The organism is Candidatus Baltobacteraceae bacterium (assembly GCA_035502855.1).
Taxonomy (GTDB): domain Bacteria; phylum Vulcanimicrobiota; class Vulcanimicrobiia; order Vulcanimicrobiales; family Vulcanimicrobiaceae; genus Aquilonibacter.
Window position 1 is genome coordinate 32,727 of the sequence record DATJTX010000032.1, and the last position, 25,401, is coordinate 58,127.

The 25,401-nt window shown below is 65.1% G+C and carries 23 protein-coding genes and 2 tRNA genes; 4 read left to right on the top strand and 21 right to left on the bottom strand.

Features of this window, described 5'->3' with window-relative positions:
* Nucleotides 1-3: 3 nt before the first annotated feature.
* The 4 genes from VMF11_14115 to fabG are packed head-to-tail and all read right to left on the bottom strand — an operon-like array spanning nt 4 to nt 4,428.
* Nucleotides 4-1,215, bottom strand: coding sequence for a glycosyltransferase (locus VMF11_14115; protein ID HTU71436.1), 1,212 nt, complete (start codon nt 1,213-1,215; stop codon nt 4-6).
* On the bottom strand, nt 1,212-2,222 hold the full coding sequence (locus tag VMF11_14120; GenBank protein ID HTU71437.1) for an acyltransferase: 1,011 nt from the start codon (nt 2,220-2,222) through the stop codon (nt 1,212-1,214). Before VMF11_14120 ends, VMF11_14115 begins: the two co-directional genes overlap by 4 nt.
* On the bottom strand, nt 2,213-3,616 hold the full coding sequence (locus tag VMF11_14125; protein HTU71438.1) for a hypothetical protein: 1,404 nt from the start codon (nt 3,614-3,616) through the stop codon (nt 2,213-2,215). Before VMF11_14125 ends, VMF11_14120 begins: the two co-directional genes overlap by 10 nt.
* On the bottom strand, nt 3,616-4,428 hold the full coding sequence (gene fabG, locus VMF11_14130) for a 3-oxoacyl-[acyl-carrier-protein] reductase (protein HTU71439.1): 813 nt from the start codon (nt 4,426-4,428) through the stop codon (nt 3,616-3,618). Before fabG ends, VMF11_14125 begins: the two co-directional genes overlap by 1 nt.
* Nucleotides 4,429-4,586: 158 nt before the next feature.
* On the opposite strand from fabG, the gene VMF11_14135 reads away from it, so the two are divergent.
* The 3 genes from VMF11_14135 (at nt 4,587) to tig (ending at nt 6,336) form a co-directional block, all read left to right on the top strand.
* Nucleotides 4,587-4,668: transfer RNA gene (locus tag VMF11_14135), tRNA-Leu, on the top strand.
* A gap of 185 nt (nt 4,669-4,853) precedes the next feature.
* Nucleotides 4,854-4,928 (top strand) — tRNA-Gly (locus tag VMF11_14140).
* 103 nt (nt 4,929-5,031) lie between these two features.
* Nucleotides 5,032-6,336: a trigger factor gene (tig, locus tag VMF11_14145; GenBank protein ID HTU71440.1), complete on the top strand. Its 1,305-nt coding sequence runs from the start codon at nt 5,032-5,034 to the stop codon at nt 6,334-6,336.
* Between the two features lie 277 nt (nt 6,337-6,613).
* Here the strand turns inward: tig and VMF11_14150 are convergent, their stop codons facing one another.
* From VMF11_14150 to VMF11_14195, 10 genes are all read right to left on the bottom strand, one after another.
* Entirely contained in the window at nt 6,614-7,099 is a 486-nt protein-coding gene (locus VMF11_14150) for a TlpA disulfide reductase family protein (protein ID HTU71441.1), read from the bottom strand.
* A 7-nt stretch (nt 7,100-7,106) separates the two neighbouring features.
* Entirely contained in the window at nt 7,107-8,015 is a 909-nt protein-coding gene (gene ribF / locus VMF11_14155) for a riboflavin biosynthesis protein RibF (protein HTU71442.1), read from the bottom strand.
* On the bottom strand, nt 8,012-8,914 hold the full coding sequence (gene truB, locus VMF11_14160; GenBank protein ID HTU71443.1) for a tRNA pseudouridine(55) synthase TruB: 903 nt from the start codon (nt 8,912-8,914) through the stop codon (nt 8,012-8,014). The genes ribF and truB overlap by 4 nt, the downstream gene beginning before the upstream one ends.
* Nucleotides 8,911-9,891: a bifunctional oligoribonuclease/PAP phosphatase NrnA gene (locus VMF11_14165; protein HTU71444.1), complete on the bottom strand. Its 981-nt coding sequence runs from the start codon at nt 9,889-9,891 to the stop codon at nt 8,911-8,913. The genes truB and VMF11_14165 overlap by 4 nt, the downstream gene beginning before the upstream one ends.
* The gene (rbfA, locus tag VMF11_14170; protein HTU71445.1) at nt 9,888-10,256 is read right to left on the bottom strand and encodes a 30S ribosome-binding factor RbfA; all 369 of its coding nucleotides are present in this window, start codon (nt 10,254-10,256) and stop codon (nt 9,888-9,890) included. The genes VMF11_14165 and rbfA overlap by 4 nt, the downstream gene beginning before the upstream one ends.
* A 55-nt stretch (nt 10,257-10,311) precedes the next feature.
* The gene (infB, locus tag VMF11_14175; GenBank protein HTU71446.1) at nt 10,312-12,987 is read right to left on the bottom strand and encodes a translation initiation factor IF-2; all 2,676 of its coding nucleotides are present in this window, start codon (nt 12,985-12,987) and stop codon (nt 10,312-10,314) included.
* Nucleotides 12,988-13,193: 206 nt separating this feature from the next.
* A complete protein-coding gene (locus VMF11_14180) occupies nt 13,194-13,433 on the bottom strand; it encodes a YlxR family protein (GenBank protein HTU71447.1) in 240 nt (79 codons plus the stop codon).
* A gap of 20 nt (nt 13,434-13,453) precedes the next feature.
* The gene (nusA, locus tag VMF11_14185) at nt 13,454-14,671 is read right to left on the bottom strand and encodes a transcription termination factor NusA (GenBank protein HTU71448.1); all 1,218 of its coding nucleotides are present in this window, start codon (nt 14,669-14,671) and stop codon (nt 13,454-13,456) included.
* Nucleotides 14,652-15,146 carry a hypothetical protein gene (locus tag VMF11_14190; GenBank protein HTU71449.1) on the bottom strand — a complete coding sequence of 165 codons (495 nt, stop codon included), beginning with the start codon at nt 15,144-15,146 and terminating at the stop codon, nt 14,652-14,654. The genes nusA and VMF11_14190 overlap by 20 nt, the downstream gene beginning before the upstream one ends.
* Before the next feature lie 461 nt (nt 15,147-15,607).
* Nucleotides 15,608-16,903 carry a hypothetical protein gene (locus tag VMF11_14195; GenBank protein ID HTU71450.1) on the bottom strand — a complete coding sequence of 432 codons (1,296 nt, stop codon included), beginning with the start codon at nt 16,901-16,903 and terminating at the stop codon, nt 15,608-15,610.
* 82 nt (nt 16,904-16,985) lie between these two features.
* Here VMF11_14195 and pyk point away from each other — a divergent pair, with 82 nt between their 5' ends.
* Nucleotides 16,986-18,488 carry a pyruvate kinase gene (pyk, locus tag VMF11_14200; GenBank protein ID HTU71451.1) on the top strand — a complete coding sequence of 501 codons (1,503 nt, stop codon included), beginning with the start codon at nt 16,986-16,988 and terminating at the stop codon, nt 18,486-18,488.
* 18 nt (nt 18,489-18,506) lie between these two features.
* Here the strand turns inward: pyk and VMF11_14205 are convergent, their stop codons facing one another.
* The 7 genes from VMF11_14205 to VMF11_14235 all read right to left on the bottom strand — a co-directional run.
* Nucleotides 18,507-20,051, bottom strand: coding sequence for a hypothetical protein (locus VMF11_14205; protein ID HTU71452.1), 1,545 nt, complete (start codon nt 20,049-20,051; stop codon nt 18,507-18,509).
* 71 nt (nt 20,052-20,122) lie between these two features.
* Nucleotides 20,123-21,040, bottom strand: a complete 918-nt coding sequence (gene ligD / locus VMF11_14210) for a non-homologous end-joining DNA ligase (protein ID HTU71453.1) — start codon at nt 21,038-21,040, stop codon at nt 20,123-20,125.
* On the bottom strand, nt 21,037-22,668 hold the full coding sequence (gene recN / locus VMF11_14215; protein ID HTU71454.1) for a DNA repair protein RecN: 1,632 nt from the start codon (nt 22,666-22,668) through the stop codon (nt 21,037-21,039). The genes ligD and recN overlap by 4 nt, the downstream gene beginning before the upstream one ends.
* 12 nt (nt 22,669-22,680) lie before the next feature.
* A complete protein-coding gene (locus VMF11_14220) occupies nt 22,681-23,556 on the bottom strand; it encodes an NAD(+)/NADH kinase (GenBank protein HTU71455.1) in 876 nt (291 codons plus the stop codon).
* A complete protein-coding gene (locus VMF11_14225; GenBank protein ID HTU71456.1) occupies nt 23,556-24,338 on the bottom strand; it encodes a TlyA family RNA methyltransferase in 783 nt (260 codons plus the stop codon). The genes VMF11_14220 and VMF11_14225 overlap by 1 nt, the downstream gene beginning before the upstream one ends.
* Nucleotides 24,325-24,528, bottom strand: a complete 204-nt coding sequence (gene xseB / locus VMF11_14230; GenBank protein ID HTU71457.1) for an exodeoxyribonuclease VII small subunit — start codon at nt 24,526-24,528, stop codon at nt 24,325-24,327. Before xseB ends, VMF11_14225 begins: the two co-directional genes overlap by 14 nt.
* The coding region (locus VMF11_14235; protein HTU71458.1) for an exodeoxyribonuclease VII large subunit at nt 24,521-25,401 on the bottom strand (881 nt) is incomplete at its 5' end. The genes xseB and VMF11_14235, both read right to left, overlap by 8 nt.

The window sequence follows — 25,401 nt, forward strand, 5'->3', positions numbered from 1 at the left end:
ATCCTAGGCCGATGACGAAGAACGCCGTAGGGGCCCCGGGGTGCGCGCCGTTGGGAACGTTGGCCTAGCGCTGTCCGTGATGTGTTCGTAGAGTGCCGTAAGGCGTGTGAGCTCGCCATGGAAGCTGTAGCGCGCACCCGCAGCGGCGCAGTTTGCCGCGAACGACGCGCGCAACCCCTCGTCCCTCGCAAGACGCAAGAGTGCTTCGCCGTGTGCGTTCGCGTCCTCCGGGGGTACCACGATGCCTGCTCCCGACGCTTTGATGATCGCGGCGATGTTGCCGAGATCCATGCCGACGAGCGGCAGGCCGAACATGAGATTTTCGAAGAGCTTGTTCGGCATGCCGCGCGCGTTGTTCTCGACGTCGATCAGCGGCATGTACCCGATCGCTGCGTGCGCGACATACGACCAGGCCGTTTCCTGCGTTACCAGACCCACGTTTCGCACGTCGGCGCGCTGTGCGCGATCGAGGAGATCCGCGGTCCCTTCGCCGTAGGGCGATAGGTCGATCGGGCCAAGGTTGACGATCGGCCAGGAGCAACCGCGGGCCCGCAGGTATTCGGCCGCCGCGACCATCGTATGAAATGCGCGCAGCCGCGAGGCGCCGCCGGTGTGGAGAATATACGGCGTTCCGCCGAGCGGATGCGCGCTCGCTCGAATGGCGGCCATCTCGGCCGGTGAGATATAAGGAAAGTTGCGCACGAGCGCCACGCGATCGTCGCCGACGAGTTCGCGGTAGCGCTCTCGCATGGCTTCGGCGACGATGACCACGCCCGCGAACCGCCGTAAGGCGAGGCGTTCCAGAACATCATAGACCCGCGAGAGCGCGCGGCGCAGAGGCCGGGGGATCCATTCCGAGTCGGCGATGCGTTCGAGATAGAATTCGTGGACGTCGTAGACCAGCGTGCGCCCGAGGTAGGCGGGCACCAAGGCTGCGAGCAGCAATTCGGGATCGTGGATGTGAAGAATGCTGTTCGGATGCGCGAGCATGACCAGCATCGCCCGCAGATCGCGGCCCAGACGTTTCCAGCGCGGTCCGCCGCGATTGCCGAGCGGGAGGATTCGCACGCCGTCGTGCTCCCCAATCGTCGCCTGGGTTCCCGCAATTCCGACGTGAAAGCCCGCATCGTGCAGGCTGCGAACTTCCTTGTAATAGATTCGCCCGTCCAGTGGACCGTGGACCGTCGAAATATGCAGGATCTGCGGCTCGCTCATCCAGCCCTCTGCGAGGTCAGTTGCGAACGCAGCGGCTTGCGGCGCGCGTTGGGTTGAAAGTCCTCGCGTGCGACGCGAATACCGTAGCGTCGCAGGAAGCTGCGGAAATCGGCGAGATAGGGCCGGTCCTCGACCACGATCAGACGGCCGCTCGGGTGATCGAGAATGTTCACACCGCGTTCGAGCAATGCGTCGCGCTCTTCGAGTTCGAGTGGCCGGTTGACGACCATCAGCAGGTTCCCGCGGCCCAACTCGCGCCCGTCGTCGACCTTGATCTGTGCGCGGGCGCCGGGCATCCCGCGCTCGCCGTAGGCAGCCAGCATGCGCTCCGCGCGGTGCAGGCGTTCGGTCTCGCCCACCGCCGGCATCGCCGGCTCGCTCACCGTCTTGGCCGGCATTCCCGCTGCGAAGACGTTGGGCGGGACGTTCTTCGTGATCACCGCGCCAACCGCGATGATCGAATCGTGACCGATCGTCACGTTGGCCTGCACGGTCACGCGCCAGGCAATCCACACGCGGTCCTCGATGACGACCGGGCCGTAGTTCCACGGGCTCCCGCAGAGGTAATCGGACCACGAGCCATGCGTGAAGATGAACGTGTGCCCGCCGATGCCGACCTGGTCTCCGACGGTAATCCCTTCGCCGGGTTCGATCCAGCAAAAATTTGCGATCGACGAGTGATTACCGATCGCAAAACGCGACGACTCGATCAGCTCGCCGTAGATGACCGCGAACGAAGCGACGCGCGTGTAGGAGCCGATCCGAATCGCGTTCGCTTTCATGATCGTCAGCGGATTGACGTTGCTGTGCGCCCCGATCTCGAGCGTGCGGGCATGAACCACGGCCGCGGGTCCGATACGCGATCCCTCGCCCATCCGCAGATCGCGTACGGCAAGCACCGTGCCGAACCGAATGCGCGCGCCGCGCCCGATTCGCGCGCCCATCAGCCGGCGCACCGCCACGTGCAGCGGTGATGGGAGCAGGGAGAGGAGCACGGCTAGGAACATACTGCGGGTTCTCCTTCGAAGGCTTGCTCGAGCGAGTGTCGGCGCGCGTTGACGGCGGCGATCGCGGTCGTCCAGCGCTGCGCGGGCCGCGGCAATTCCCAGTAGAGCGCACCGACTCGACCCGGGAGCTGCGCGCCCTCGAAAACCGTGTTGTGCCACAGCACGCTTGCTGCGCCGCCGGGAAACGCATCGATCATGTCCAACACCCGGCTGCACAGCATACGCGGATGGACTCGCGCCGCGCGCGCGTGCGTGCGCAGCGCACCGTCCATAATTGCCAGCGGCAACTCGTAAAACGAGTATGGGCGCTCACTCGCGAATCGATACGGCCGATAAACGAACGACGCGCCCGAACGGAAGCCGACGCGTTCGGCGAAGCACACGGTGGTGTCGTACTTCACGTCGCCGACCTGTTCGATCGCCTCGAAGAGATTGCCGCCGGCGTAACGGATCCAGTGCGCGCGAACGCCCTCCACGCGAAAGCCGCTCGCCCGAAGCGCGCGTACTTCATCGCCAAGGGTGCCGTCCGGAAGACTCATATAACTCACGTGGACGCCGAGCTCGCCGCCCGAACCCTGCAGCTGCTGCAGCGTGCGCTGGATTCGCGGGTCGCTAAGGGTGTAGTTCGCATCGCGCGCGCAGCCATTGCGGCAGATGACGTATGACGTTGAAGCGATCTCGCGCCGTGCTTCCCTGACGAGCATCGTAGGAATGCAATCCAGCGGCGAACGCCCGCGCAGCATGCCGCGAAGTCCGGCCAGGACGATCTGCGCCGCAAGCGCGGGATCGCGATCGACGAGCATCGCGATCGCGACGTTTTTGAGCAAGCGGCGCGCGTTCCCAAGCGCGCTCGTCGGTAGGTAGTCCAGATCGTGCGACGCCGCGATCAGGCTCGGCCCCGAAGGCAGCTCGAGTCCCAGCGAACGTGCCAGCTCGAGCATGGCGATGCTTGCGTACGGAATCGTCGGATCGAGGCCGTAGCGGCCGTGCAGCGACGCCGCGAACGGAACCCGCCCGACATCGTCGCGTTCGGTCACGCTGTACTCGTCGGCGTGCGAGATCCATTCGAAGATTTCACCGAGCCAGTCGACGCTGCGCGCATCAGCGTGGAAGACCGGTGTGGCCCGCAGGCCGAGGCGATCGTAGATCGCGTGCGCGGCGAGCGCCACCGTCTTCGGAGGGGGCGCCGGTTCCGACGGCGGGCGCGCAACGTAGAGCGCGGGCAACACGACTTCGCCCTCGCGCCGCTCTCCTTGGCCGCCGTAGTACAAGCGCAGCGTGGGGCGCAATCCGTAGATCGCGCAGAACGTTCGGAACGCGTAGTCGATGCGCGCGCGAGTCGTAGGTGAAACATCGCGGCCGAACCGCAGCGACGCCGGACCGGGTTCGCCCATCAGGCCATGGCCAGGCCGCCGTTCACGTGGAGAACGGCGCCGGTGATATAGGCGGAATCGTCTTCGCACAGGAAGCGGACGACCCGTGCGATCTCCTCGGGCCGGCCCAGGCGTTTGACCGGAATCTTCTCGACCACCTTCGCGAGCGCAGCTTCAGGCATCGCTTCGATCATCTCGGTTGCGATGAACCCCGGAGCGACGGCGTTGACCGTAATACCCTTGCCGGCCAACTCGAGTGCAAGCGACTTGGTGAATCCGAAGAGTCCCGCTTTCGACGCCGCGTAGTTGGCTTGCCCCACGTTGCCGGTCGAGCCGATCACGGAGCTGATGTTCACGATCCGTCCGGATCCGCGCTCGATCATGTGCTCGAGCACGGCTTTGGTCATGTTGAACGCACCGGAGAGGTTGACCTGAACGACGTTCTGCCAATCCTCGTCCGACATCTTGCGCACGGTCCGATCGAGCGTGATGCCGGCGTTGTTCACGAGAAAGTCGATGCGTCCGTGTTCTTCGAGCACCTCGCCGACGATGCGCCGGCAATCGCCGGCATGATCGACGCGTCCCCGATGCGTCGATATCGAGTGCCCGCCGGCGTGATGCGTCGCGGCGCAGCGCTCGGCCGCGTCGGCACGCATGCAGTAACCGGCGGCGACACGCGCACCCTCGCTCGCCAGGGCCTGCGTGATCGCAAGACCGATGCCGCGCGTTCCCCCGGTGACGAGCGCGACGCGTCCGGTGAACATGCGCGCCGCGCCCCTCGCCTTCGGTAGCGCGGCGAACCCGTTCCGAGTGATCGTTCCCGTGACCGCCATTTCGGACCAATCGTACAACCGCGGCCGGGTGACGGCAGGGCGCAACCCACCCACGATGTTAGGGCCATGTGGGGAATCACCGTTCGCGCGGAAGGGGGAGGAAAAGGTCCGGCCGCGTTCTATACTAAGCGGTCGCCGCAAGGCGGCCTGGCAAGCCGGGGCAAGTGGCGGAACTGGCAGACGCGCTGGATTTAGGATCCAGTGGGGCAACCCGTCAGAGTTCGAGTCTCTGCTTGCCCAAGGAACTCGCTTCGCTCGTTCCTTGGGAATAGGCAATTAGCGAGCGGTGCGATTCGTCTGGTGAGGGGCGTCTGCGCGAGGCCCGAAGCCAGGAGGGCGAAAGGGCCGAGGCAGAGAGCAGGAGCAGCGCACGATGGGCTGCGACGAGCGTCCCCGAACCAGACGAATCACAGCGCGAACGGAACGCGGAAGTAGCTCAGTGGTAGAGCATCGCCTTGCCAAGGCGAGGGTCGCGAGTTCGAATCTCGTCTTCCGCTCCATCTCGCTTCTTGACCAAACCAACTTTATGAGGGGCGTGGGCGGCGGCAGCGCCGAAGCGCCCCTTTCTATTCGTGGACCAGCGATACAAAGGAACTCTTTCCCGTGAGCAGCTCGACCTTGAATCGCCTTGCGCCGACGCAGGTGGAATTGGAAATCCCGATCACTCCCGAAGAGATGGCCGCGGCACAAGAGCGCGCGTTCCGGCGCCTGGCCAAGAACGTCAAGCTGCCGGGGTTCCGGGCGGGTAAGGTGCCGCGTAAGGTGTTCGAGCAGACGTACGGTTCCGAAACGATTGCGAGCGAAGCGCTCGAGGACGTCGTACCCGAGGTCTACGCGCGCGCGGTGCGCGAGCACGAATTGGTCCCGGTCGATCGTCCGAAGATGGAGTTGCTGCCTGCCGAGGAGGGCAAGCCCTCGCGCCTGAAGGCGACCGTCGCGGTACGCCCCGCGATCGAGCTGCACGAGTACAAGGGGATCGTGATCGAGCGCGAGGAGCCCAAAATCGGCGACGATGACGTGGAACGCAGTATTTCCGCGCTGGCCAAAGAACGCGCGACCCTCGTTCCGGTCGAACGTCCGGCGCAGCTCGGTGACGTCGTCACCGTGGATTACGAGGGCAAGATCGACGGGGTCGCATTCGAGGGCGGCAGCGCGACGGGATCGATGACCGAGCTCGACGAGAACCGCTTCATCCCGGGCTTCGCATCCGGCATCGCCGGAATGCGTGCCGGCGAAACCAAAGACGTGGAAGCGACCTTTCCGCCAGACTACGCAAACGCAGATCTTGCCGGGAAGACCGCGGTCTTTACGGTCACCGTTCACGACGTCAAGGCGCTCGAGCTTCCCGCCCTCGACGATGAATTCGCGAAGGCGATTTCCGAAAACGAGACGCTCGATGCACTGCGCAGCGACGTGCGCAAACGGCTGGAAGCGATCGCGCAATCGCGCGCACGCCGCGCCGTCGGCAACGCGCTGATGGAAAAACTGATCGGAGCGCACGATTTTCCGCTTCCCGAAGTGCTCGTCGAACGCGAGATCGATAACATGATCAACGATCTTGCCGCTCAAGTGGCGCAGAGCGGCGCGAATTTCGATGAGTATCTCAAGGAGCAGGGGAAGAGCGCCGAAGACTTGCGGGAGACCTTTCGCACCGATGCCGAGCAGCGGGTGAAGGGAACGCTCGTGATCGAGGAGATCGCCCGCGCCGAGGGGATCAATGCGACACCGGCCGACGTGGCCGAGGAACTCGGTGCCCTCTCACGGCAATACGGTCAGCCCGTCGAGCGGATTCGCAAAGCGCTGGGGAATAACGTGATCTCGCTGATGGAGGGGATCGTCCGCAACAAGACGCTCGAGTTCCTCGTCGACAACGCCAAGGTCGTGGGAACCGCGGGCGCAAATCCCTAGGGAAGCTCTGAAGAAGTCGCTGTACCGATCGCAAGGAGCATTTTCGGTGCGAATCGAGGCGCATCCGAGGGAGCATAGCAACGCGCTCTGTGACCGAGGATGCAACGAAGACCCGCACCGGAAAATGCCCTTGCCCGAAGGGTTATAGCCGCGATGGCGCATCTCCATCGTCGTCGGCTCGGTCACAGAACACCCTAGCTATGCTCCCTCGCCGACTCCTCGGATCTGCGGCCATCGGGGCCATAACGATCGGTGCATGGACTTCTTCAGAGCTTCCCTAGAGAATCGACTTGATGTCGGCGTCGAGCTGGTCTTTCGAGAGCTGGCCGACTTCGACTTTGCGCACGACGCCGCTCTTGTCGATGAAGACGCCGACCGGCATGCCGTTGACCTGATACTGATCGCTCAACGTTCCCGAATCGACGACGGCGGGATACGCGAGCTGGTGCTGCGCGACGAACTGCTTGGCTTTGGCCGCGTTCTCTTGCACGTCGACGCCGACGACTTGCAGGCCTTGCGAGCGGAATTGCTCGTAGGCGGCATTGATCTCCGGCGCCTCGTCATTGCACGGCGGGCACCAGGTCGCAAAGAAGTCCATGAATACGGGCTTGCCGCGCAGCTGCGCCATCGTCATCGTGCCGCCGCTGACCAGCGGGTCGCTCCAATCGGGCGCAGCTTGGCCGACGTGAGCCGTGGCGCTCGCGCCGCCGCCGCTTCCGCCGCCGCAAGCCGCCAGCAGCAACACCGTCGCTGCCGCAACCATCGATCGCTTATCCATAACTAGGAAACGCCACCGCCTCCAGGTCGGTTCGCATCTGCGCCACGAGTTCGTCGACCGAGGCGAAGAGCCGCTGCTCGCGCAGGTAGCGCAGATCGCGCAGCGCCACTTCGTGCCCATAGATCGTCTCCTGAAAGTCGCGCAGCCATGCTTCGATCGTTCGCTTCTTGCCCTCGAACTGGGGATTGGTTCCGATCGAGACGAGCGCCGCGTGGTCGCGACCGTCATGCCGGGCGATGGCCGCATAGACGCCGTCCTTCGGTAGGAGCTTCTCGGGCACGGCCAGGTTGGCGGTGGGGAAATCGAGATCGTGGCCGCGCCCGAACCCTACTTCGACGACGCCGCGCAACTCGTAGCTGTGACCGAGCAGGTGGTCGGCGAGCTCGAGGTTTCCATCGGCAACCAGGGTACGAATCCGCGTGCTGGAGATCCGCTCGCCGTCGTGTGAGACGTTTTCGAGCGCGACGAACGGCCGGTCGCGTTCGGCGAAATAGGTTGCCATCATCGCGGCATCGCCGGCGCGCTTGTGCCCGAAGCGAAAGGTCGCCCCGACCGCCACGCCCTGCACGCTCATCGCGCCGAGGCGTTCGAGAAACTGGAGCGGCGTCAGCTGCGCGATCTGGTCGTCGAACGTGATGAGAAAGCACTCTTCGAAGCCGGCTCGAGCGAAGAGATCGACCCGCTCCGCCGTCGTCGTCAAGAGCGGCGGCTCCGTCCCCGGCCGCAAGAACGCTGCCGGGTGATTCGCAAAACTCAACACGCCGACACGGTACCCCGGCTTGCGCATCCGCCTCGCCGCCTTCGCAATCTCGAGATGCCCACGATGCATCCCGTCAAAAAAACCGATCGCGAGAACGAGTGGGCGATCGTTCTCTCGAAAAAGCTCGTGGTAGATCTTCACACGAAGACTTTTCGCGGCGCGAGCAGCGCTCCATGCGCTTCACCCACGCCCACGAGCGTCCGCGAGTGATCGCGCACGAAGACGCGCGGCGCGGGCGCGCCGTCGGGCAGCGGCACGACGCGTCCGGCGCGAAAGTCCGCCGAGCCGCGCAGGTCGAGGACGATCGTCGGAAACGGAATGATGTTTTCGGGCGGTGTCACCGAGCCTTGTGGATCGTCGGCAATCTCCTCGAGCATGCGGGACTCGTAAAGCACGAACGGTCCCGACGCTTCTCGCACGAGCGCACCCATGTGCGCGGGTACGCCGATCGCCGCGCCGAGATCCTCGCAAAGCGTGCGTACGTACGTCCCTTCGCTGCACGCCACGCGAATGCGCGCGCATCCGCTGCCGCTCGAAACGGGCGCCTCGGTCCCGAGCAGCGTCAGGCCGTAAATGGTGATCGTGCGCGCTTTACGTTCTACCGTTTTGCCGTCGCGAGCGAGTTCGTAGAGGCGCTTTCCGTCGTGATGGAGCGCCGAGAACATCGGCGGGATCTGCGTGATCTTGCCGATGAACCGCGGCAACGCGTCCTCGAGTTTGCGCTCCCAATGGGCAGGCAGTTCGCCGCGCGCGACCGTTTCCCCGAGCGCGTCCTGCGTGGTCGTCGAGCGTCCGAGCACGAGCAGCGCGGTGTAGGCCTTGCGCTGGTCCTCGAGCAGCGGAATGAGGCGCGTCGCTTTGCCGATGGCGACCGGAAGAACGCCCGCGGCTTGCGGATCGAGCGTACCCAGGTGACCTGCGGCGATCTTGCGATCGCGGCCATAGACGCCGTAGATGCGCTTGATGCGCGCTACGATTTGAGCCGAACTATATCCCGCGGGTTTGAAAACGTTGACAAAACCGATCTCGAGCGCGCTCAAAGTCCTTCGGCCGAGAGTGCCGCCTCGACCGCGGCGTACGCTTGGTCTCGCGAGCCATGAAGCGTCAATCCCGACGCGCGGAAATGGCCGCCGCCGCCCAGGCGCGCCGCCGCCGCCTGCACGTTGATCTTTCCGCTCGAGCGCAGACTCACCCGGATCTCGCCCTCAAACGCCTTGAAGAGCGCCGCCACCTCGACACCTTCCTGCGCGCGCAATACGTTGACCATGTCTTCGACGTCTTCGCCGTCGGCGCCGGTCTGCGCCAGCATCGCATCGTCGACGAACGAATAACAGTACCGTCCGTCGTGCGCGAAACGCATTTCGTCGATGATCCGTCCCAACAGACGCGTCGCCGCGATCCGTTTGTTGCCGAAGATCTCTTCGGTGATCAACTCTTTGTCGGCGCCGGCACGCATCAATTCCGCCGCGAGTTCGAGCGATTCGGACGACGTGTTGGAGTGCATGAAGCCGCCGGTGTCGGTCATGATCGTGGTGAGAATGCACGTCGCGATGTCGGCGTCGATCGGCGTGCCCATCTCACGCAGAATCCGCATCACCGCCGTGCCGGTCGAGCATTCGCTCGGGATCACGAAGTTCAGCGCGCCAAAGTGCTTGTTGCCGAGATGATGATCGATGTCGAGCATGTTCGCCCGGTCGATCTTCGGCAAGAACTCTCCCGCACGCGCCGGATCGCTCATGTCGCCGAAAACGTACAGTGTGTCGGGCGGGAAATCGGCCGGAATCCGGCGCGACACGAATTCGGTTTCCGGCAAGAAGCGCAGATTGCGCGGCACGGCGTCTTGCTGGAAGTACGCGACCCGTTTGCCGATCCGCTTGAGCGCGATCCCAAGCGCCAAACCCGCTCCGAGCGTGTCGCCGTCGGGCTTCACGTGGCTTACCATCACGAACGCCGGCCGGCGCCGAAGCTCTGCAACGATCTCGGCTTCGGTCGACGACTGCAGTGAATCTTCGATCATGAGTACCCTTCTTCGGGAGCGTGGCGCGCTGCGTCCTCGCGCAGCGTCTTGGCAAGCGCGATGGCCCGTTCGGTCGAGCGGTCTTCGACGAAAACCAGCTCGGGCGTGTGACGCAGGTCGATCCGGTGGCCGAGCTCGCCACGCAAGAAGCGCGCCGCCGAGTGGAGCGCTTCGAGCGATTGGTGCGCCTGATGGCGATCGCCGATCACCGAGACGAAAACCTTGCACGAGCGTAGATCGTCGCTTACTTCGGTCCGCGTTACCGTGACGAAACCCAGACGCGGATCCTTCAGCTCTTGGCTGATCAACATCCCGAGAACGCGCTGTACCTCGTGATCGATCCGCGCTAGCCTCTGCGCCTTCACTCGCCGCCTCCCCTCTGCTCTCCCTCGACGTGTGCCGTTTCCCGGGGAAACGCCGTCATGCGGTGACGAGCTCCGCTGCGACGTGTTCGGTCGTGTAGGCTTCGATGACGTCACCGATTTTGAGGTCCTGGAACTTTGCGACTTGGATGCCGCACTCAAAGCCTTCCGCGACCTCGCGTACGTCGTCCTTGAAGCGGCGCAGGCTCTCGAGTTCGCCGGTGAAGACGACCGCCGAGTCGCGCAAGACGCGCACCTTGGAGTTGCGCACGATCTTGCCGTCTTTGACATAGCAGCCGACGATCGTTCCGACCTTGCTGACCTTGAAGACCTCGCGCACTTCGGCGCGTCCCAGCGTCACCTCGCGTTCGACCGGCGCGAGCATGCCGGTCATGGCCTTGCGCAGGTCGTCTTCGACTTCGTAGATCACTTGGTAGAAGCGCAGATCGACGCCTTCGTTATCGGCCAGACGCTTCGCCGTCTCGTCGGGGCGGATGTTGAAGCCGATGAGCACGGCATTCGATGCGCTGGCGAGGTTGACGTCGTTGGGCGTGATCGCACCGACGCCGCCGTGAATGACGCGAACGTCGACGTCGCTCGTCGAGAGCGACTCCATCCGCGCGCGCAACGCTTCCAGCGAACCCTGCCCGTCGGCTTTGATGATGAGGTTGAGCGTTTTCTTGCCTTCGGCCGGCATCGACATGAAGGTTTCGAGCGAGACGCGCTGCGAGCCGGTCCCGGCGATGCGCACGTCGCGGCGGCGCACCGCACGCTTCTCGGCGGTTTCGCGTGCGACGCGTTCGTCGGAGACGACCATCAGCGTGTCGCCGGCGGCGGGAACGTCTTGCAGACCCATCACCTCGACCGGAATCGACGGGCCGGCCTTCTTCACTTGTTTGCCCTTGTCGTCGATGAGCGCACGCACCTTACCGAACGTGCCGCCGACCACCACGATGTCGCCGACCCGCAAGGTGCCGTTCTGGACCAATACCGTCGCCACCGCGCCACGCCCGCGCGAGAGTTGCGATTCGATGACCACGCCGGTCGCGCGCCGGTTCTTGTTCGCTTTGAGTTCTTTGATATCGGCTTCCAGCAACACCGTCTCGAGCAGTTGGTCGATGCCCGTGCCGGCCTTTGCGGAAACCGGCACCATCTCGATGTTGCCGCCCCAGTCGACCGGCTGCAAACCTTCTTCGACGAGCTGTTGCTTCACGCGATCGGGCTGCGCGTCGGCCTTGTCCATTTTGTTGACCGCAACCACGATCGGCACGCCCGCAGCTTTCGCATGCGCGATCGCTTCCTTCGTCTGCGGCATGACGCCGTCGTCGGCAGCGACGACGAGAACCGCCACGTCGGTGACCTTCGCGCCGCGGGCACGCATCGCCGTGAACGCTTCGTGACCCGGCGTGTCGATGAAGGTGATCTTGCGATCGTTCTTCTCGACGGTGTACGCGCCGATCTTCTGCGTGATGCCGCCCGCCTCGCCTGCGGCGACGTTGGCGCTACGGATCTTGTCGAGCAACGACGTCTTGCCGTGGTCGACGTGACCGAGCACGGTGACCACCGGCGGACGCGCCGTCATCATCTCCGGTTTGTCTTCTTCTTGCTCGACGGTGACTTCTTCACCGGCCTCTTTGACGACCGCGTTGAAGCCGAACTTCTTGGCGACGGCGATGGCGATGTCGCTCGAGATGTTTTGATTGATCGTCGCCATGGTGCCGGTCTTGATGAGCTCGGTGATGACGTCTTTGACCGGCACGATCATCGAGGTCGCGAGCTCTTGCACGGTGAGCAAGTCGGGAATCTCGATTGCTTCCAGCGCGCGCGGCGGCGCAGCGGCTGCCGCTTCGACGCCCTTCTTCTTGCGCTGGCGGTCCTTTTCGAGCAGCAGCTCTTTCTCGCGATCTTTTTTCGCGGCGGCCTTGTCCTCGTGGCTGCGCGTGCGCTCGCCCGGGCGGCCACCGGCCGAGGGCGCCGGGGCCTCGGTTGAGGGTGTGGCCGGGCGTGGCCCGACGGGTCGTGCTCCCGGCGCGAGCGGACGGAACGGACCGTTGCCCGCGGGGCGGCGTTGCGGCGGCGTCAGCGGCCCGTTGCCGCGAGGTGCCGGCGTGACCGGGCCCTTCCCGCCCTGGCCCGGCAAGGCTTGACCCGGACGCGGTGCAACGCCGGGACGCCCGGGGACCCCCGTCGAGGGACCCGGAGAAGCGGAAGCGGTCGTCGTCGGCGCGGGCGGACGCCGGGCAATGGAATTCTGTCCCTGCGGTACGGGCTGCAGACGCGGAATCGGCGCCTCCGGTGGGCGGGGGCGTGCGGGGCGCGGGGCCGCCGGCGCCGGCGGCGGCGCGGCGGCCACCGGTGCGGCGGGTTCGATCTCGGGTTTGGCGGCGGGTGCCTTCGGCGCGCGCGGAGCCGAGCTGGGCGCAACCGGACGCAGACGAGGAACGGGCGCGGCCTCGACCGGGGGCGCGGCCGGCTTGGGCGCAGCCGCCTTCGGCGGGGCTTTGCGGGCGGGCGGGGCAGCAGCTTCTTTGGCGGGGGCTTTGGCCGCCGGCGCCGGTTTGAGCACGCTGCGAACCAGATCCGCGATATTGTCGGGAACGACGCTAAGCTGATTCTTGGCCTCGAAAACGCCGCCAAGACGCTCGTTGAAGAGCGCGATCAGCTCTTTGGACGTGAGCCCCACTTCTTTGGCGAGCTCGAAAATACGTACTTTACTACCGGTTGCTGCTGCCATGTATCCCCTTGTGAGCGCAACCCACACGGGGCGCCCACGGCGCTAGGTCGTCAATTGACCGCCCTCGACAGTTCGGCCGCCCATCGGGGCGGACGCGCATCCCGCGCTCCGAACCTTCAGCCACGTCGTGTCGCTGCCAGTTCGGCCCGCCCATCGGGACGGACGAACCTTCAGCCACGTCGTGTGGCTAGATGAGAGCATTGTATCTATCGATCATTGCGAATCTGGTTGTTCATCGAACTACTTATTAAACCATATTTTGCGGCCGCCGATGCAAGCCCCGGGTAGCGCCGGTTCTTCGCGGCCCGCTGCGCGCACTCCGCAGAGCAGAGGTAGGCGCCCCGGCCGGCCCGGCGCTTGCCGCCGGGCGGATCGGCGCTCCAGCCGTCCGGCACGCGAACGAACCGGGTCAAGGCCGGCTGCGCCATGCGCTTGCGGCACCCCACGCAGGTTCGGAGTGGAGTCGCTATTGCTCGCCTCCGAGGCGCTCGCGGCGGAACTCTTCCAGCTTGCGGACCAGCTCCTCGTCGACGCCTGCAGCCGCCGCCGGCGCTTGCACTTCCTCGACCTCGCCGGCTTCCTCGACGACCTCTTCGCCGCCGGCGCGTTCCGCGCGCTCCGCCAGATAGCGCTCGCGCGCCTCGTCGGCCTCGCTCTCGCTTGCGATGTCCAACCGCCAGCCCGTCAATCGCGCGGCCAAGCGCACGTTCTGACCGTCGCGGCCGATGGCGAGCGAGAGTTGATAGTCGGGCACGACGACGAGTGCGACGCCGTCGTCGTCGAAGAGTTCGACGCTGATGACTTTCGCCGGGGCGAGCGCGTTCATGATGAACGCTTGCGGGTCGGCGTCGTAGCGGATCACGTCGATCTTCTCGCCGCGTAGATTGTCGGAGACGTTGGCGATGCGGCTCGATTTCGGCCCCAGGCATGCGCCGATGGGATCCACCTCGGCGCGCAGACTGCGCACGGCGACTTTCGAACGGCTGCCGGCTTCGCGCGCGATCGCCATGATCTCGACGATGCCGTCGGCAATCTCCGGCACTTCGAGCTCGAGCAGTCGCTGCACGAGCCCTTCAGCGGCGCGCGAGAGCACGACCTGCGGGCCTTTCGGCGACTTTCGCACGTCCACCACGTAGCCGCGAATGAAGTCGTTGATACGGAACGTTTCACCCGGCACTTGCTCGGAGAGCGGCAGAATCGCCTCGTCGCGGCCTTCGAGCAGCACGTACATGTTGCGTTGCTCGTAGCGCTGCACCGTGCCCGTTACGAGGTCGTTGAGCTTGCGCGCGTACTTGTTGTAAACGGTGTCGCGTTCGGCCTCACGGATACGCTGCACGATGACTTGCTTTGCCGTCTGGGCGGCGATGCGGCCGAACTCCTTCGGCGTCACCTCTTCATCGTAAAAGTCGCCCGGCTGATACGGGGAGCCCGCCTGTTTGACCGAGATTTCGAGCTTGGGATCTTCGACGCTCTCGACCACCGTGCGGCGATGGTAGACGCGGTACTCGCCGGTGCCGCGGTCGACCATCACGATTGCGTTTGCTTCGCTGCCGTAGTGCCGCTTGTATGCGGTGAGTAACGCTGCTTCGAGCGCCTCGAGCAACATCTCGAACGGGATGTTGCGTTCCTTCGAGATGAACTGTAAGACGTCGATGAGTTTTTCTTCAGCTGCCGATTCTGCCATGTGCCTTCCGTTCACGTTTGTCGCGTTGTAGATCGGCGCGTGGATCGTACTCCAAGTTCGCCGATTTGATGGTTGCGAGCGGGAGCGGCAACTCGCCGTTCTCGGTCGCAAGGATGACCGTCTCGCCGCGCAGGCCCGCCAGCGTCCCGCGATGCGTCTTTCCCCCGGCGATCGAGAGCGATGTCACGATGCGCACGCGCTTGCCGGAGAAGCGTTCGTAGTCGCCGGGCCGCAAGAGCGGCCGTTCGAGCCCCGCGGACTCGACCTCGAGCGAGTAGGGCGCATCGATCGCCTCGAGCGCGCGGTTGATGCGCGCCGCGATTCGTTCGCAGGCGGCCAAATCGACGCCGCCGTCTTTGTCGATGGTCACGCTCAGCGCCGTCATGCCGCGCCGCGCGTGCGCGCTATGCGCCACGATTTCGACGCCTGACGAACGCCCCTCGTGCGCGATCGCGTCGATCTCACGCTCGAACATATCCGTCAAAGTGCTTCGCACTTCGGGAACCCCCGAAGTTCCAACAGGCGCATCGCCCTTCGATTCGCTCGAGGCTGCGCGCCCCCCAAACGCCGAGCGTTTGGGTCCCCCGGACTTCATCTCTTTGCTCCTGACAACAACGAAGCGCGGGACCTGCCCACGCTTACTCGATCAAACCACCCACCATACTACCCTAGAATGACGACGGGCCGCAAGCCCACGTGGCTTGAACGGCCCCCCGTACGAAACGTCCTATGCGAACTTTGCGCTGATAGCCGGCAACGTCCAGCTTGCGTGGCGCGTTTGCGCCTTTACGAGTGCGCGTGTTCGCCGGCCATATGGCCCGGTGGACTTTGCAGCTCCAAGAGCCGCCCTCCCTTTGAGGTCAAGCTTGCGCATCGAGATGATGCACCTTCATTCTAGTCCCGGAAAAGTCGCTCAACAAGCGGGAATACGCCCAGCTACGGCGACGGTGAGGACGCCGCAAACGGGACCAGAGCGCGCGCGGTACATTCCACTTCCGCCCGTTGCTCGACGATCGGCGCAAGCACGCCGCCGGCAGCGCTCCCGCCCACGTTCGTGCTGATCTCGATGCCGCCCGAGACCGGATGCGTCATCGTCCCTTCCCGAAACGCGGGTTGCGAGGCTTGCGGATAGCGTACCAGCCAGCCGCTGCACATCAGCGCCGGACCGACACGTCGCGTGCCGGTCACCCACATCTTGATCCGCGCGTCACTCCCTGAACCGCGCTCTTCGTAGAGGAACTTCGTTCGCGCGAGCACCGACGGCGGCGGCGTCGGATCCATCGACTGATTGACCGCTACGTCGTAGGCATGTTCGGTTTGCGAGTAGGTGACGGCGTTGTGCGGCAAGAGCCCGCGCAGCTTGGCGTTGATGTCGGCGCCGGGGCCCGCGCTCCCGGCGCCGGCGATCTGTGCCGGCTGCGGTTTGGGCGTCGGTGGGACGCGCACCGGCGCGGGTGCACCCTTGACGCTGCCGCCTGCGCCCGGCTTCGGGCCGGGCGATTGTTCGCTCTTGGGTCCCGGTGAGGGCGCAGCGCCCGCCGTCGTGGCGAGCTTCGCCCCTTGCGTCGGGCTCGGGCTCGGCACGCCGGGATTCGCCGCCGGAGCGTTGCTCGGGCGGCCGGCCGGCTTGGGTGATGCGCTCGGCACGGTGCTGGCGTTTGCGACGACCGTCGCCGTCGTCGGCAAGGCCGTCGGTCTGACGCTGGGGAGCGGCTTCGGCGTCGCGGGCTTCGCGGTCGGCGCGGCAGTCGGCGCCGGCGGACGCGGCGTCGGCTTTGCCGTCGGCGCGACCGACGGCACCGGCGTCGGCGCCGCGGTGGGTGGCGGCCGGATTGCAACCTGTTCGAGCGGCGCAGAGGGGACCGACGTCGGAACCGTCGGCAGCCCCGTCGAGGGATTGACTTCGTAGACCGGCGTCGTCGGTTGCACGTTGGGCTGCAGGGAGGCTTGCGGGAGCGGCGTCGGGTTCGGCGGCGCACTGGGCGCGAAGGTCGAGAGCTCTTGATGCTGCGGCGGAATCGGTCGCGTCTTCGCTTCGACGAGCGGCGCGTGATGAACGACGGGAGCGACGTGCGGAACGTGCGGGATCGGCGCCGCTTGTTGCGCGGGCACCGCTGCGACCGCGACGACCGGCGCGCGTTGCTCGAGCGTCACGACCGTTCCGCCGGCGACCGATTCGCTCGCGCCTTCCTGAGAAGAACTCGTTGCAAGCGTAAAGACCAACGCAGCCATGATCGCATGCAGAATCAGGGATAAGAGGTAGCTCCCCGTGAGTCGCTCGCGTCGTCGAGGGTCGAGCGGATCGCGCTTGAGCATGCGCCGACAATATGCGCTTAACCAAGCGCAGGAGCCTGCAAGCGGCGGCGCGCATGTCGTCGCTTTCATGGAACAACTCTTGCAAAAGCGCACCAAAATCGTGGCGACCATCGGACCGGCGTCGCGCGAGCGGAACGTGATGCGTTCGCTCTTCGCTTCGGGTACCAACGTCGCACGATTGAACTTCTCTCACGGAACACCACAAGATCACGCCGAGGTCATCGCGATCGTGCGCGATATCGCAAAGGAACTCGATATCCACATCGCGATTTTGCAGGATCTCCCAGGACCAAAGGTGCGCACTGGAAAGCTGCGCGACGACCTTGCAAGCGTGCGGTTGGAAAGCGGGTCGCCGTTCGTATTGACGACCGACGACGTGCCGGGCGATTCGGCGCGCATCAGCGTGCAGTACAAGGATCTGCCCAATGACGTCGCGGTCGGAAACCGCATCTATCTGCAAGACGGCCAGATCACGCTACGCATCACGGGCAAGACCGCGACCGAAATCGAGACCACGGTCGAGTACGGCGGAGATCTCCGCTCGACGCAAGGAATCAACTATCCCGACGGTTCGCTCAACATCCCGTCGGTCACCGACCGCGACTTCGAGTTCCTCGCCTTCGGGCTCGAACAGCAGGTGGACTACGTTGCGGTCTCGTTCGTTCGGTCAGCCGACGACATCGTTCGCGTGAAGTCGTTCATGGCCGAACGCGGGCACGACATCCCGGTAATCGCAAAGATCGAAAAACACGAAGCGCTCGAGGATCTCGACAATATCGTCGACACCGCCGACGGCGTCATGGTCGCGCGCGGCGACCTCGGCATCGAGATTCCACTCGAACAGGTTCCGCTCGTGCAAAAGGCGATCATCGCCAAGTGCAACCGGGCGAGCAAACCCGTGATCACGGCGACACAAATGCTCGAATCGATGACGTTCAGCTCGAAGCCTACTCGTGCCGAAGTCGCCGACGTAGCAAATGCGATACTCGACGGGACCGACGCGGTGATGCTTTCCGGCGAGACCGCGCGCGGTCAGTATCCGACCGAGGCGGTGAGGACGATGGCCGAGATCGCACGCGAAGTCGAGAAAAGCTATCCGCATGCGATGCTGCGCGAACGCCGGCTCGCAGGCATGAGCCCAACGGTTGCGACCTCGATTGCCGAAGCGGCGACGCGCGCGGCCGACGAGCTCTACGTCCAATTCATCGCAACCGGCACGACTACGGGCAACACGGCGCATCACATTGCCGCCTTCCGCCCGCGCGCGCGCATCATCGCGCTGACGCCCTCGCCCGAAGTCGCGCGTCGCCTCGCGCTGCTATGGGGAACCGAAGCGCTGCTGATCGAGCGCTACAATTCGTTCGACGTGTTGCTCTTCATGACCGAGCAGCGGATGCTCCAAGCGGGCATCGTGCGCTCGAAAGACCTCATCGCCTTCACCACCGGCATGCCGGTCGGCTCCGGTGGCACCAATCTCTTGAAGATCCACGAGATCCCCTGATCTCTTCGCAGGCCCGCGCTACGTGCAGCCGTTTCCGCCCGGCGTCGTCAGGACCCATGCGTCGTTAGACGCAACCGGAAGCGGGTTGGTTACCGCACGCCCTTCGAGATCGGTGTAGGTGTGGTCCGACGGCAGCGTCGCGTTTTCGGTTCCGTCGCCCCCTGAGTTCACCACGACCATGCCGTTCTGAAAGCGCCGGTAGTAGATTTGCTGGTTGACGCTGTCCTCGTACATCGCGCTGCACGGCGGCCCGAGCGCCGTCGCGTACTCTTGATGATAGTTCTCGACGCCGTATCCGTAGGTCGAGCCGTTGTTCGCCGCGGCGAAGAGGTCGGCGTTGCCTTCGTTCCCCATCATATAGGTCCCGATCGCGTACTCGAGCTGATCGCTCGTGACGCTGGTCTGCCCGTTGAGCGTGAAGCGATCGATGTCGATGAAGGCGACGCCCTGCGCCTCGACCCACTCCATGTACTTGTATGTGCTCATGAAGAATGAGGCGAGCGACGAGGACTGATAGTTGCCGTAGTCCGAGAAGCCGTCTTCATCGACTTCGCCGTCGACGTTGCTTATCAGCGCCTGTTCGTTTTGGCTGCTCGTGCTGCCGATCGGATGATTCGCGATCACGGCAAGACCCGCGGACGACGCTGCTTGCTTGGCGTCCGCGACCCAATTCAAGATGTCTTGCGTCCATGTCGGGTCGCTCGGCCCCGAGTAGACGGTGTTGAACGTTCCGTCGTCATTCCACGTCCCGCACGCATACTCGCCCGTGTTCTCGGTTTGGCCTAACTCCGGATTCCCCCCGACCATGAAGTCATCGAAGATTACTTCGTCGAGCGCGAGCGCATTGTAATCGTTGGCCTGCGCATACGAGATCAGGCTTTGAACCTGATACTGCACGACGTCGGGGTCGTGAAAATTCAGCGGAACGTCGGCATATGAGTCGCTCGGCACGTAGGCGTAATCGTGGGTTGGCGTCCCGTTCGACGAGCAGGCGTAGAGGATCCAATCGGGATGATTTTGCTGCCACCATTGCAAGTTGTGGCCGGAGACCATGATGTTGTCTTCTTCGATGATGTAATAGCGGGAAATCAGCGCCTGCGGATTGGCCGATTGCCATGCCTGCGGCGAGAAGGACGCCCACACCAGATCGTAGCGGCTTGCGTCCGAGGCAATCTGCGAGCTGCTCATCTCTGCGCCGGTGCTCGGAAAGTAGTCGAAGATCTGCGCGAGACCGACGCGCCCGTAGGTGCTGCGTATCTTGGACGATTTATCGGGCGGCTCGTAGTCGGTGTACGGCGTAGGCGTCGCGGTCGGATTCGCCGTCGGCGACGTAGATGGATGCACCGTCGGCGAGGCCGTCGGGTGTGACGTCGGCGAGCCCACCGGCGTCGGTGATCCTGCCGGAGTGGACGATGGCTTCCCGCTCGGCCGCGCGGAAGCGGGGGCGCTCGGCACGATCGTTGGAATTGCACCGCCGCCGCCGCCCGAGCCGCCGCCGCCTCCGCCGCACGCGACCGAGGAAAGTGTGACCAGCAAAAACGCCGCGAGTCGCGCCGGCTTCATGGAATGTCAGCGTAGCAATTTCGCGCGCGCCGGAATTCCGCCGATCAGGGTAACGGACGAGGAGAAAAGTCCTAATCCACGAGCGGAGTCAAATCGAAGCGGCCGCGTTTCGCCGCCAGCGGCTTCCACAAATCGCCGACCTTTGCGATGCGCGCCGGCATGTTACCGATGTGAAAGTCGGCGATGTCGATCCCCGCCTCGACTTCGTCCCACGAGACCGGAGCGGAAACGGTCGCGCGCGGCGTCGGCCGAACCGAATAAACGCTCGCCAGCGTCGCGCCCCAACGGTTTTGATTGTAGTCGATCAAAACTCGGTCTTTCGGGCGTCTATCCTTGTGATAGGCGACCGTCGTGAGCTCCGGCGTGTGGTGCGAGAGCGCCACGGCGAACGCTTTGGCAAAGGTCCATACCTGCTTTTGCGTCGGCCCGCGCACGATCGGGACGTACACGTGCATGCCCTTCGAGCCCGTTGTCTTCGCATAGGCCGGCATACCGAGAGCCTGCAATCCGTCGCGGACGAGCAACGCCACCTCGCGCACCATCGCAAAACTCGATTCGCCCGGATCCAGATCGAAATGCGCGTAGTCGGGCCGATCGACGTCGTCGCAGCGCGCGTACCAAGGATTGAGGTCGATACAGCCGAGGTTGACCATCCAGAGCAGAGCCGCCGGATCGTCGATCACCGGAAAGTCGATGACGCTGCCCGATCCGTGTTCGATCGGGCAGGTCCTCAGCCACGGAGGATGCGGTTGCGGCACGCGCTTCATGAAGAAAAACTCGCCGGCCGCGCCGTTGGGGTAGCGCTTCATGACCATGGCACGGCCGGCAATGTGCGGCAGCAAAACGCCGGCGACGTCGGCGTAATATTGCAGCAGCCGGCCCTTCGTGGCGCCGATCTCCGGAAAGAAGACTTTCCCCAGGTTGGTAAGCGCGACGCGTTTGCGCCCGACGGCGACCGTGGCGTCGTCCCGGTCGCGTGGAATCGTCATCGCGCGCGCAGCAACATGCGTGCGTGCTCGAGCGCAACCTCGTGCGATTCACCTGAAAGCATGCGCGCCAGCTCGGCCGCGCGTTCTTCCTCGTCCGAGATCTCGCGTACGGCGATCGTCGTGCCACCCGGTTTTTCTTGTTTCTCGAGCACGTAGTGGCGATCGGACCACGTCGCGAGTTGCGCGAGGTGCGTGACGCAGATCACCTGCCCCTCTTGCGCGAGCCGGCCGATGCGCACGCCCACGGCCGTCGCCGTCTGGCCGCCGATGCCGGTATCGATTTCGTCGAAGATCAGCGCGGTGCGCTCGCGCGCGCCTGCGAGCACGACGACCAGGGCCAGCAAGACGCGCGAGAGCTCACCGCCGGAGGCAAGGCGCGCGAGCGGGCGAAGCGGCTCGCCTTTGTTTGCCGCAAACGCGAACTCGATCGGATCGAACGAAACCTCGAACCGTCCCGAGCCGAGCGCAAGCGCGGAAAACTCTTTGGTGACGGCGCTTTTCAGGCGCGCGGCCGCCTCCTCGCGAACCGTACGCAGACGCGCCTCGCCCGCGGCCAGTTCCGCTTCTGCCTCGCGCGACGCAGCCGTGAGGTGCGCGAGGCGTTCGTCGCGAGAATCAAACGTCTCGACCACGGCGCGCGACGCCGCCGCCGTTGCGCAGACCGCTTCGATCGTTCCCCCGTACTTGCGTTTGAGGCGGTCGAGCACGTCGAGCCTCGCGTTGATCGTTTCGAGCTCTGAGGGATCGAACTCCGTCGCCTCGAGCGCGCGCGCGAGACGCGTCGCGAGCTCACTCGTTTCGCTTTGAAGGGCGGCCGCGGCGTCGGCCATTGCCTGCAAATCACTCGAGATGTCGGCGATGCCGGCAAGCGCGCTGCTCGCCATGCCGAGCGCATCGGCCGCGCTGCCGTCGTCACCGCCGAGCGCTTCATGAGCCGTGCGCAAGGCGTGTGCGATGCGCTCGACGTTCTCCAGATACCGTCGGCGGACGCTCAATCGCTCGTCCTCGCCGGCTTGGGGCGCTAGGCCTTCGATCTCTTCCAGCGCAAAACGCGCGTCTTCGTACCGTTCCTGCGCCCGGCGCTCGTCACCGTGCAACGCCCGGAGCTCCTGCGCGCACGCCTCGGCGCGTCTTCGCGCCGCTTCCACGGCATCGCGCGCGGCAATCGCCTTGGCGCCTCCAAAACGATCGAGCAGCTCCAGTTGATACGCCGGCGCAAGCAAGTGCTGGGCTTCGTGCTGTCCCACCATCTCGGCAATGTGAGCGCGAATCTCGCGGACGTAGCTTGCGGTCGCGATACGCCCGCCGATGCGCACGCTCGACTTTCCGGCGTCGCTCATCTCGCGCACGATCGTTGCGTCCTCACCGGGGTCGAGTGGATAGCCGTCGTCGGTCAGGCGCGCGCGCAGCTGACTGCCGGGCTCGAACGTCAGCGTTACCGTGGCGCGTCCGGCACCACGGCGCACGACGTCGGAGCTCGCACGCTCGCCGAGCACGAAGTCGAGGGCGCCCAGGATCATCGTTTTGCCCGATCCCGTCTCGCCGGTGAAGATCGTCGCACCGGAACTGAACTCGATCGCGCCGCGGGCGATCAAGCCGTAGTTCTCGATCTCCAGCCGCGTTAGCATGTCAGGCTGACCTTACCGCGTTACGGCCTTGATGGAAACACCCCAGCGCATCTTGTCGGTCAGACGTTCGAAGAACCGCAACGGTGAGAGACGTGCGAAGCGGACGACCTTCGGGTAGCGGCGCACGTGGACGATCGAGTTGGGCTCGACGTCCGCCAGCACGTCACCATCGCATTCGAGATGCGCATGGGCGGCCTCGGAGTCGCTGCCGACGCCGATCTCCGAGCTTGCCGGCACGATGAGCGGACGCGAGAAGAGCGTATGCGGCAGTAGCGGTACGATGCCGAAGGCATCGACGCGCGGTGAGATGATCGACCCGCCGGCGGAAAGGAAGTACGCCGTCGAGCCGGTCGCGGTCGCAATGCAAATGCCGTCGGCGGGAATCTCCGCGATATGCTCGTTGTCGAGCGTCAAATCGAACGGGACGATACGCGAAACCTCGCCCTTGACGACGACGACGTCGTTGAGGGCGAAGTACTTGCGATTCGCGTACTCCGCCTCGAGCGCAGCCCGCTCGTCGATCAAAAGCCCCTCGTCGACGAGCTGCGGCAGCTGCGCGATGCGCGGATCGCCGTCGTCCAGCTCGGTGAGAAAGCCCAGCCGCCCGGTGTTGACGCCCAGCAACGGCACGCTGCCGATCTCGGTCGCAAGCCGCGCGGCGCGAAGGAGCGTTCCATCGCCGCCCACGGTGATGAAGAGCGCTGCGTCCTCTGCGCGCACACCGTTACTCGCCAGATCCGCGACGGCTTGCTGACCCTTCCAGGTCGCAACCTGATAGCCGCGCGAGCGAAAGCCGGCGGCAATTCGAGCGGCGAGCGCACGCGCCGAATCACGCGCGACGTCCACGTAGAGCGCAATGATTCGCTGGCCGATCGCAAGCTTGTTCATCACCGGTCACTCTGGCCTTCGCCGACGACCTGGTCGATCCGCTCGTCGCCGATCGCGACGGCGTCGCGTCGCAGCTCGACGAGGAACTCGCGATTCCCGGCGGGTCCGCGTAGCGGCGACGCAACCAGTGCCGCAACGGGGACGCCGAGCGCCCCGGCCGCATCGCATACCTCGCGAAGCACGGCCCCGTGCACGGCCGGATCGCGGACCACGCCACCGCTCCCCAGGCGTGCCCGCCCGGCCTCGAACTGGGGTTTGACCAGCGCAACGATCCGTCCGCCCGGCGCGAGATAGCCGATGCAGCGGATGAGTATCGTTCGCAGCGAGATGAACGACGCATCGACCGTGATGACGTCGAACGGCGCATCGAATGCGTCATCGGGAAGATGCCGGAAGTTGGTGCGTTCGAGCACGTTGACACGCGGATCGTTGCGCAGCCGCCAGTCGAGTTGCCCGTAGCCGACGTCGACCGCCGTTACGCCCAACGCCCCGCGTTGCAACAAGCAGTCCGTGAAACCGCCGGTCGAGGCGCCGACGTCGAGCGCGCGCAGCCCGCGAACGTCGATGCCGAACGCGTCGAGCGCCGCTTCGAGCTTCTCGCCGCCCCGGCTGACGAAACGCCGCGGCGCCTCCACCGTGATCTGCGCGCGTTCGTCCACCCGTTGGCCCGCTTTCGCCGCAGGCTCGCCACCCACGCGCACGCGCCCTTCCATGATGAGACTACGGGCCTGCGAGCGCGAGATGCCCGCATGCTCGGCTACGGCCTCGTCAAGTCTTCGCATCACCCATCGCGGCGTCGATCTGCTCTTGCGCGTTCTTGAGCAGCCCCTCGCATTCCGCGGCGAGCAGCTTCCCTTCCTTGAACAACTTCACCGCGTCGTCGAGCGATGGTTCGCCGCTTTCGAGCTGCTTGACGATCTCCTCGAGACGCGCGAGTCTGGCCTCAAAGTTGTCGGGCTGCTTATCACTCATCGAGATGACCTTCTACACGCGCGAGCAACCCTCCGCGCTGCACTTTTGCTTCGATGAGCGCACCGGCGGGAACGCCGGCCGCGTCGCGAACCAACTTGCCGTCCAGCGTGATCATCGCGAAGCCTTGTGCCAGTGCGAGCTCGGGATTGCGCCCGTTCAGGTTGGCGACGGCGAGTTGCAACCGGTGGGAAGCCGCCGCGAGCACGCGTGATGCCGCTGCCGGCAGACGCGTGCGCCCCTCGGTAAGCCGTCGAGCCAGCGTGCTCAGGCGCGCGAACGGCGACTGCGCGCCCAGACGCCGCTCCCGGTTCGCGAGACGATCGCGCTGTTTCGCAATCGGGTGCGAGAGCGCGTTGATCAGTCGCTGCGCCGCTAAATCCCGCCGCTGCACGGCGCGCAAGAGATGGCGCCGGATGCGTTCGTCGAGCTGCCCTTCGAGTTCACGAAGTCGGCCGACCGCTTCGATCCAAGAACGCGCCACGGCATGCGCGGCTTGCGTGGGCGTCTCGACAGCAAGGTCGGCGACGAGGTCGGCGATGTTGCGATTGCGGGTATGGCCGAGCGCCGTCACCACCGGTATCCCTGCTCGCCAAATTGCACGAGCCGCGACTTCCGTATTGAACGGCTGCATGTCTTCAAACGATCCGCCGCCTCGCGTGACGACCACGAGGTCGACGCGCGCGCGTTCGGCTCGCTCGATTGCATCGGCGACCTCCAGCTCCGCGCCGAAACCTTGCACCTTGCTGCGGAAGAATCGCACGTCGACGTACGGTGCGATGCGGCGAAGGATGGTGCGAAAATCTTCCGCGGCATCGGCATCGGCCGAGATCAGCCCCACCAGCGTGGGGAACGACGGGAGCGCGCGCTTGCGCG

Excerpts from the sequence above, each read along its gene's own strand:
- nusA (HTU71448.1), bottom strand. The coding sequence starts at position 14,671 with ATGGCAGAATCGGCAGCTGAAGAAAAACTCATCGACGTCTTACAGTTC.
- pyk (HTU71451.1), top strand. The coding sequence starts at position 16,986 with ATGCGCCGACAATATGCGCTTAACCAAGCGCAGGAGCCTGCAAGCGGC.
- VMF11_14150 (HTU71441.1), bottom strand. The coding sequence starts at position 7,099 with ATGGTTGCGGCAGCGACGGTGTTGCTGCTGGCGGCTTGCGGCGGCGGA.
- xseB (HTU71457.1), bottom strand. The coding sequence starts at position 24,528 with ATGAGTGATAAGCAGCCCGACAACTTTGAGGCCAGACTCGCGCGTCTC.
- VMF11_14205 (HTU71452.1), bottom strand. The coding sequence starts at position 20,051 with ATGAAGCCGGCGCGACTCGCGGCGTTTTTGCTGGTCACACTTTCCTCG.
- VMF11_14115 (HTU71436.1), bottom strand. The coding sequence starts at position 1,215 with ATGAGCGAGCCGCAGATCCTGCATATTTCGACGGTCCACGGTCCACTG.
- VMF11_14225 (HTU71456.1), bottom strand. The coding sequence starts at position 24,338 with ATGCGAAGACTTGACGAGGCCGTAGCCGAGCATGCGGGCATCTCGCGC.
- fabG (HTU71439.1), bottom strand. The coding sequence starts at position 4,428 with ATGGCGGTCACGGGAACGATCACTCGGAACGGGTTCGCCGCGCTACCG.
- ligD (HTU71453.1), bottom strand. The coding sequence starts at position 21,040 with ATGACGATTCCACGCGACCGGGACGACGCCACGGTCGCCGTCGGGCGC.
- VMF11_14195 (HTU71450.1), bottom strand. The coding sequence starts at position 16,903 with ATGGCTGCGTTGGTCTTTACGCTTGCAACGAGTTCTTCTCAGGAAGGC.
- VMF11_14125 (HTU71438.1), bottom strand. The coding sequence starts at position 3,616 with ATGGGCGAACCCGGTCCGGCGTCGCTGCGGTTCGGCCGCGATGTTTCA.
- VMF11_14165 (HTU71444.1), bottom strand. The coding sequence starts at position 9,891 with ATGATCGAAGATTCACTGCAGTCGTCGACCGAAGCCGAGATCGTTGCA.
- infB (HTU71446.1), bottom strand. The coding sequence starts at position 12,987 with ATGGCAGCAGCAACCGGTAGTAAAGTACGTATTTTCGAGCTCGCCAAA.
- VMF11_14120 (HTU71437.1), bottom strand. The coding sequence starts at position 2,222 with ATGTTCCTAGCCGTGCTCCTCTCCCTGCTCCCATCACCGCTGCACGTG.
- VMF11_14190 (HTU71449.1), bottom strand. The coding sequence starts at position 15,146 with ATGTTCGAGCGTGAGATCGACGCGATCGCGCACGAGGGGCGTTCGTCA.
- recN (HTU71454.1), bottom strand. The coding sequence starts at position 22,668 with ATGCTAACGCGGCTGGAGATCGAGAACTACGGCTTGATCGCCCGCGGC.
- VMF11_14220 (HTU71455.1), bottom strand. The coding sequence starts at position 23,556 with ATGAACAAGCTTGCGATCGGCCAGCGAATCATTGCGCTCTACGTGGAC.